General features: G+C 52.8%; 7 protein-coding genes and 3 pseudogenes. 4 read left to right on the top strand and 6 right to left on the bottom strand.

Translation table 11 applies throughout. From position 1 onward, the window contains the following. Window positions 1–117 precede the first annotated feature (117 nt). The 3 genes and pseudogenes from VI234_RS21020 to VI234_RS21030 form a co-directional block, all read left to right on the top strand. A pseudogene (locus VI234_RS21020) lies at window positions 118–303 on the top strand (helix-turn-helix transcriptional regulator); the annotation flags it as partial. 57 nt (window positions 304–360) lie between these two features. After that, window positions 361–1,185, top strand: a complete 825-nt coding sequence (locus VI234_RS21025; RefSeq protein WP_336331206.1) for an N-6 DNA methylase — start codon at window positions 361–363, stop codon at window positions 1,183–1,185. Between the two features lie 63 nt (window positions 1,186–1,248). Next, window positions 1,249–1,512, top strand: a complete 264-nt coding sequence (locus VI234_RS21030) for a DUF7389 domain-containing protein (RefSeq protein WP_336331207.1) — start codon at window positions 1,249–1,251, stop codon at window positions 1,510–1,512. Window positions 1,513–1,775: 263 nt separating this feature from the next. Here the strand turns inward: VI234_RS21030 and VI234_RS21035 are convergent, their stop codons facing one another. From VI234_RS21035 to VI234_RS21055, 5 genes and pseudogenes are all read right to left on the bottom strand, one after another. Further along, window positions 1,776–2,441: a hypothetical protein gene (locus tag VI234_RS21035; protein WP_336331208.1), complete on the bottom strand. Its 666-nt coding sequence runs from the start codon at window positions 2,439–2,441 to the stop codon at window positions 1,776–1,778. A 5-nt stretch (window positions 2,442–2,446) separates the two neighbouring features. Further along, window positions 2,447–3,562, bottom strand: a complete 1,116-nt coding sequence (locus VI234_RS21040; protein ID WP_336331209.1) for a hypothetical protein — start codon at window positions 3,560–3,562, stop codon at window positions 2,447–2,449. 116 nt (window positions 3,563–3,678) lie between these two features. Beyond that, window positions 3,679–3,830 (bottom strand): annotated as a pseudogene (locus tag VI234_RS21045) (IS5/IS1182 family transposase); the annotation flags it as partial. Window positions 3,831–4,106: 276 nt separating this feature from the next. Continuing rightward, complete coding sequence (locus tag VI234_RS21050; protein WP_008313521.1) at window positions 4,107–4,436, bottom strand: hypothetical protein; 330 nt, start codon at window positions 4,434–4,436, stop codon at window positions 4,107–4,109. A gap of 124 nt (window positions 4,437–4,560) precedes the next feature. Continuing rightward, entirely contained in the window at window positions 4,561–5,655 is a 1,095-nt protein-coding gene (locus VI234_RS21055; RefSeq protein ID WP_336331210.1) for a hypothetical protein, read from the bottom strand. A 307-nt stretch (window positions 5,656–5,962) separates the two neighbouring features. Between VI234_RS21055 and VI234_RS21060 the strand changes: the two are divergent. Then, window positions 5,963–6,112, top strand: a pseudogene (locus tag VI234_RS21060) (ISH3 family transposase); the annotation flags it as partial. Window positions 6,113–6,344: 232 nt separating this feature from the next. Here the strand turns inward: VI234_RS21060 and VI234_RS21065 are convergent. Further along, complete coding sequence (locus tag VI234_RS21065; protein ID WP_336331211.1) at window positions 6,345–7,034, bottom strand: hypothetical protein; 690 nt, start codon at window positions 7,032–7,034, stop codon at window positions 6,345–6,347. Window positions 7,035–7,194 lie beyond the last annotated feature (160 nt).

Here is a 7,194-nt window from a genome sequence, read left to right on the forward strand (position 1 = left end):
CCGTATCTCCGAGCCTTTCAGCTCCGCTGTGAACTCTACAGAAAACCAGGTGACGAAGCGCTCAAACATGCTCTCAACGCCGCCCTCTAAAAATCAACAACGTGCTTCACAAGAGCGATTGAAGAATATTACGAGAAGAAGATTCATTACGGCCGACTTTATCCAAATCTGGATACACTCATCGACAAAGGTCTCGTCGAGAAAGGGAAGAAAGACGGACGGACGAATGGCTACATAATCACCAATCGTGGGCGTCGAGAGATTCAAGCCCGGTGCGACTGGGAGAATAAGTACTACAACTGACTAGATTCACGACTGTCGGCAGGCCGGATTTTGTGCCTCTCTGGTGGCTGAGAGAGCATGGCTTCGCCACAGATCGACGTCGACGAGATTGTTGAAACGCTTGAGCAAATTCGCCAGCGCGGGCACAGCGCGCACACGGTCTTCCGAGACTGGGTCAACCTCATGCTGTTCGCACTGCAGGACCGAGACGACCCGTATCTGGAGATCGTTGACGACTATCGCGAGCGCGATGACATGGCCCATCCAGACGGACGGAGGTCGGTCGACCTCTTCGCCAAGGCGTTCGGCCAGCTCCAAGAACGGATGGCGGCTACCGACGCTGACGTTCTGGGTGCCGTCTACGAAGAATACGGAATGTCCAGCGATGCGTTCGGCCAGCACTTCACGCCCCACTCTGTTTGCGAGACAATGGCTGAGATCGCCGGCGTCGGAGACGAGAGCGATACCGATGATAGACAGACGGTCCTTGACCCGGCCTGTGGGAGCGGTCGGACGCTACTGGTCGCCGGTCGAAAGCAGCCAGACGCGCTGTTTGTCGGGCAAGACAAAGACCCACTGTGTGCCCGAATGACGGCGCTGAACTGCTGTTTCCTGAATCTGGATGCCTACATTATCCAAGGCGACTCACTGACTGTCGAGTTCCAGCGAGCGTGGCAGACGTCGTACTCTTCGCTGGGTGGGAGCGTTCGCGAGCTAGACGACGAGGAGGTCGAGGAGCTTCACGAGTGGGTGACCGACGCCTTCGAGAATACGGTCGAGGCGGAGAACGAGTCCAGCCCAACTCAGGGGACAGACACGGGCTCTGAAGAGCGAACACCACCGGCTACGGTGTCTGTCCCGAGTGAGCAGGCCAGTCTGGGTGCGTTCGAGAGTAGCGATTGACGGCTGTTTTGTGTGCCCCAGTCGGGTGCGGGGCGTTCCAGTGAGAGCGTCCCGAGAAGACCCATGTCAAGTGAACCAGAGACAGAGCCAGACACGGCTCCAGACTCAGTCGAAAAGGTCGAACGAACGGACTTTGGGTGCAGTATGGAGGCCCGGATGAAACGAGGAACCGGGACGCGAGACGAAGACAGTATGACGATTAAGTCGAAGGGTGAGACTGCCGAGGAGACGATCGAGGAGTTCTACAAGCTCTTGGAAGAGTACGAGCAGGAAATTGGTGGTCGGCTTCGGGATGTTCAGCCCGAGGGAGACGAGGCAGGCGAGTAAGACTCTCTGTTTTTTTATTCCCCACCGCCGATGATATCGTTTGCCGTGAACTCAAGTGAATTACGGTGAGGCAGTTACCTCTAGTCTACAGTCGCACCCCTCATTGCCGCTGTAACAGGGTGTCATAAAACGATTCACACACCTCAGTAGCTTCCGGAAAAGCGGTCTCTGAGAGAAGGAGATTGTTACTGCTATCCAGAAACGGTTAGAGCAGTCCTCTCAGTCTGGAAAACCATGTCAACTGTTCTATGACACCCTTCTGTTTACGTATCCGCATACCAAGGAAGTCCAATGTGATGTGCGATATCACAACAATCTACGCCCCAATTTGTGATATCAGAATGACAAACGATAAGAATCGCGCCATCGGTTAGTTCCCTAACTTTCCAGGCGGGAGCAGAGAGCAACGTCTCGCGGCCATAATATTCGACCATCGACGGTGTGAAAATTGACAGCCAACTCAGATGGTCATATGTGTCATGCGCCAGTGACTTCGCGGTAAACGGTGGGCGTTCCAAATGGTGTTCGTGAGGCGGCGTAATTGCAATAGCCGCGAGTGGTGGCTTATCTGTTGCTTTGTACCCAGTAACAACGACATCGATCAGCGTATCCAATGGATGGCCACTTTCTGTGTTGGTTCCGTCGGCTAATCCTGCCAGACTCCCGAGATAGTATTCCACCATCGGAGCATACATTAGATTCCACTCGTCACCCGCTGTTTCATACTCATAATTGTGTAAATCAGACATTCCCGTGATTTCAGGAATATCTGCGCTACTGATCTGGAAGTTACCAACGCTGGTTTCAACAAACGGTAAGGCCACGTTGAACTGGTCCCCATTTTCGAACGCCTTCAAATGTTGGTCTTTCAGCTCTTCGGCATCTCCTTGTCTATACGGGAACTGAATGGTGAGATAATCATCGGACATTGATTTTAATTGGGGTATTTTTGTAGCGTCGCCTTCTCTAGACCACGGGTATTTTGGATTACTCGCCCGACTTTGTTAAGATCAGGGCCTCCCGGGCGGCCATCACTGAATCTACTTGGACGGCCAACAACTTTCATAATGCCGTCGTTCGGTTCAATATTCCCGTTTAGCTGGTTCGCTTTATACCGAATTGTTTTACTACGTATATCCGTCCAACTGATTCGGTCTTTTGCCTTTGCCTCAACGTAGTCTCCATTCTTTTTCAATACGTCTACTTCCATTGTTTTCGGAGTGCCATCTGGATCTGGGCTTACTGCGTCCTTGATAATCCGTTCTTTTGCTGCACGGGTGTCGGCATCCGGAAAGTGAATCTCCTTGATTAGTTGGTCAATTTGATCATCGCTGAGATCACTATAATCGACTGTATCAATCTCTCTGCCTATTTCATCGATATTGTTGAGATTGTCTACACGCTCATTAGCAACACGAAACTCGTACATCGCACCCTCAACGTTCCCTGCCTCACCATTTGTGACGATATCCTCCGAAATGACGTGTTCTACACCATCCACATCTGCCTCCCGAAGTGATTCGAGATCACGTCCGAACGTCTCGATTTGATTCTTCCGAATATCGCCGTTATCATACAGCTCGGTTATCCGTTTCCGCATCCCTCGAGCGCTTTCACCATCGTAGTCAAGTAGATTATTCAACGCGTTGTCATCGAGTTCGTCGACGAGCTTGACGCCAGCACCGTCAGTCTCAGCGATGAGTTGCTTGGCCCGGCGTTGCCGAGTACCGTCAAGGTCGTCGACTTTCCGGACAACTCGCTTGAGTTGCTTGTTGGAAGCAACACTATCGCTGTTGGCTGCTTGAATGACTGCCCGATCATATGCGTCGTCTACATCACCGGAGCCATCCGCGATGAGCCGCACTGTCTGCGGGTCAGCGCTGGAAGCTTCTGCAACATCGCTGGCACGTACATTGTCGCCGTTTTTCCAAGCCTTATATAAGTCCGCCCGCGCCGCTTCGTCGAGATCATCGCTCAAGAACGCCGCCTGCTGGCCGTCGTCCATCCGACGCAGCATCCGTGAGACCTGCTTGGGATTGTTCTCGGCCATCAGCTTCCCGGCGGTCTCCAGTTCCGACGGTGAGCGACCGCCAAGGTCGGCATCTCGGAAGTATCGGGCTGAGAGCTTCCGTTGCTTGGTATTCAGATCGTATACCTTCTGAGGTGTCCGAGCGTGCGCCTGATAGTTGAAAAGACGGTTTCACACATCGCTCGTTGGGGTATCGAGGCCCATTGATCCGCGCGTTGTGAGCGTGATCGATGGGTCGGAACTCACGATGTCTGATAAGTGGTCTTACACCTTCCCGCCGAGGTTGTTCGGTTCAGGGCAATGGCTTGACGAACGAAAAGAGGGAGCCATATACGAGCCGTCTGAATGTATGTGTTTACCCTCAGCAAATCACAAGACAGCACGGGATTTCGATCACGGCCAGATTCGGTGGTTCAGCGGTGTAATCTCGGTGATACCAACGCCGTCTGTCGATTCTTGAGATCACCGCGGAAGAGCTTCACTTATAAATACCATTTTCCCCCTGATTTCAACCGTCTCAGACACCTGAAACCGCTCTTTGTGGGGGTGAACACGCACGTCTGAATTATCGTGTATAGCCAGTTTCGGTAACTTCCCCAGTATCCACATCGACCCGGTATCCGTATCCGTTCCAGTTGGTCACTCGCAAGTTTCCGTCCACGACGTTCAAACTTTTGTAAGATCGCTGTTCCCGCTCCTCAGGAGGTGATTCAATCTCCCAGACCTTGTTCCCGTCCTTGTCGAATGCAAGCACGTTCGTTGGGTGCTGTTCATTTGGTGAGACATACAGTAGAACGACGACTATTTCTCCGTACCCAAGAACATCGACGATCTCTCTCCCGACCTCGATTTCCTTCCCTTCAAAAACGACAGTACCATCATCATATTGAGCCATATTGTTTCGTTACGATCTTGTGGACAAAATTCTTGCTACAGATGATTAGCAACCTCTAAATTATAAATGGGTATACAATAAAAAGGAGTGTCCGCATAGGAGTCTGCTACGGCAACCAGACTTCTCAGTCGACGAAGTCACCAAGGTCGTCAACTGGTTCCCAATTCACACCTTGATCAGTAGGCTGCAGATCGTCTTGCAAGAGGTACTGAGTACCCCCGCCCGGCCGGACTTCGTCACTGACATCACTCGCCTGGCGGCGGGTTGTGCTCACTTGGACCCGGATCTGATTGTTTTCGACAAACTCGTCGGTTAGCTCTACTTTTCCCACGTAATTGTACTCCTGCCATTCAGACCGAAGTAATGCTAACCGATCGAGAACCTGCTCTGGCGTTTCTGCCGACTGAAGCGTAGATCTCCGCGCCACAAACCCACCGGCAAGGTTCTCGTCAGGGTTCGAAGTCTGTGACTTACGTTCATACACGCGCCAGAACTCATCGCCTTCTTCGAGTTTCATCTCAACGACGATTGAATCAGGGTCATGCGGTGGATGTGCGGCATCCTCCGGGTTCGCGTTCCGACCAATCTTGAAGTTGGAGACTGAATGCTGACTGTTGGTCTCGACCCGACCGATTGTGATTTCGATATCGGCGGTGGTAATCTCGCGGTCCGCTGTGACACTGACCCACGAATCACGCAAGTCATCGTCTGCCAGCAACTCTCGGAACTGCGACCGCTTTGTCGAGTCCAGATCGCCGTACTTCCGTGCACTTGCGACAGCATCGTCAGCTTGGACGGCGTCGTCACCGAGTGTGCGGATCCAGGCACTACGCGCGTCCGGGTCAGTAAGTACGTCATCCAGAACACGCCGACCATTCGCGTCCACGTCTTTGTATTTCCGCGCCGACGCCGCCGCATCCTCCGCCGACACCAGGCGGTCTGCCTTCCACCCGTCGTACAAATTCCGCCGCACCGCCGGGTCCATGTCAGGGCCGAGGAACGCCTGCTGCCCCGAATCGTCCATCCGACGCAGCATCCGTGAGACCTGCTTGGGATTGTTCTCGGCCATCAGCTTCCCGGCGGCCTCCAGTTCCGACGGGGAGCGACCGCCAAGGTCGGCATCTCGGAAGTATCGGGCTGAGAGCTTCCGTTGTTTGGTATTCAGATCGTATACCTTCTGAGGTGTCTTATCGGCCACGTAGCGACGTGTCCGAACCACCTTCCCGACCGTCCGTGAGTTACGTAGTGAGTATCGCGCGAACGGGCGCTTTGCTTGGTCAACGCCAAATGAAGCTACACGGCCAGCGCTCCGTGCCGGGAGTTCACTCGCATATTTCATTCTGCGAGCCGCGGTGACGGATTTCCCTAAGTAGCGAGTGTTTTCGATTTTATCAATCGCGCGTGCAACTCTGCTTAATTAACAGAAATTTAAAACGGATGAAAACTTCGGTTAGCAGTCGTAGGTTCAGTACCTCACAAAGCCCGTTAGTTGAGAAGTCTACTTGATGAAGTGTGACCAAACACCAATGGCGACGCCCCGCCGTGGCGGGCGTCGCCTCTGGTCCTGGTCGTTCGAGGAGTTCATCAATATGCTGTGTCGGGCAGCGTGGACGGCCCTCGCAGTGCGTCGGGCCGTCCCCGCGAACCGGCCACCGGATGACCGGTTCCACCGATAATCACCAGGCGGGACGCCGTCTTGTGAGTGGCAACGCTGCCGCGTCGGTGGCTGATCGCCGCCGATAGCGGCACCTCCCCTTCTATTAGCGTCCCTCGACCACTATCGACGACTCATCTCGACAGAACAGGTGACTCAGATCAGGTTAACTGGCGATGCTTTGTGAGGTACTGAGACTCTCCCTTTGGCCGAACCGTTTGTCGGGTCTTTTCGAAAGCACTATTCAGATTTCGCTAAATTGTATCTGATTTCCAATTACCCTTGGTAATTATTGCTTCAATCACCTCGGGAAATTGCTCTTGTTTGAATTTGGCTCGTGCATCAAGAGATGTCCGCCTGATACGTTCCCGGTCACCGTTTTCGGGACCTAATCCGGCGGAGTCAGCCAGTTCGACGGCGATGAGAGAAAAGTCATCGAACCCGTCCTCCATCTGCCATCCAAGATCGTTGTCGATGGTCGCATATTGTTCGGCGGCAAGGGAATAGGATTCATTATAGTTATTAAAACCAGCCACGAGCTGGAAGTCACCAATAATCTCGTGGCCCAATCCAATCTCAGCGGGATCGCGAAAAAGAGTATCTCTGACATCGGTCATGATAGCAACTCCTTGTTCACAGTGACGCTGGCATCGGTCGCCACAGTCAGCTAACCGGAAACAGAGGCTGGCAAGAAGGAACTCTCTCAATGCCTGTGTAAAAAATAATTTATTTGCGGTTGACGCATCTGGTGGACGATTATCATCGGGTAACGGAAACGACTCTGCCATTCCAATCCGAGATGCTGCTACGTAAAAAGAGCCTGCTGTTTCAAGGTCATCTAATTCTCGGGCTCGACGTGCTGCTCGGCGATACTCTCCGTAAGCTGAAGACAAGTCCGTATTTGTATTGTCACCATCGCCTTCTTTTTTATCAATACCAGTCATGTGTAGTGGGTAGGATCTCGTTAGTCATCTGAATAAATAGGTTCGCTCATCCGTAGCACATTGTTGATTTCACAGAGTTGCTCGAACAGCGTATTTGAGAGCATCTCGGCCGGGTTTCCGAAACAGCTCTCGGCGTAGCTGAAATGCTCTAAGATACTGT

Source organism: Haloarcula sp. CGMCC 1.2071 (assembly GCF_037078445.1).
GTDB classification, from domain to species: Archaea; Halobacteriota; Halobacteria; order Halobacteriales; family Haloarculaceae; genus Haloarcula; species Haloarcula amylolytica.

Coding starts and splice junctions, on each gene's coding strand:
- VI234_RS21050 (WP_008313521.1), bottom strand. CDS start 4,436: ATGGCTCAATATGATGATGGTACTGTCGTTTTTGAAGGGAAGGAAATC.
- VI234_RS21040 (WP_336331209.1), bottom strand. CDS start 3,562: ATGGCCGAGAACAATCCCAAGCAGGTCTCACGGATGCTGCGTCGGATG.
- VI234_RS21030 (WP_336331207.1), top strand. CDS start 1,249: ATGTCAAGTGAACCAGAGACAGAGCCAGACACGGCTCCAGACTCAGTC.
- VI234_RS21035 (WP_336331208.1), bottom strand. CDS start 2,441: ATGTCCGATGATTATCTCACCATTCAGTTCCCGTATAGACAAGGAGAT.
- VI234_RS21025 (WP_336331206.1), top strand. CDS start 361: ATGGCTTCGCCACAGATCGACGTCGACGAGATTGTTGAAACGCTTGAG.
- VI234_RS21065 (WP_336331211.1), bottom strand. CDS start 7,034: ATGACTGGTATTGATAAAAAAGAAGGCGATGGTGACAATACAAATACG.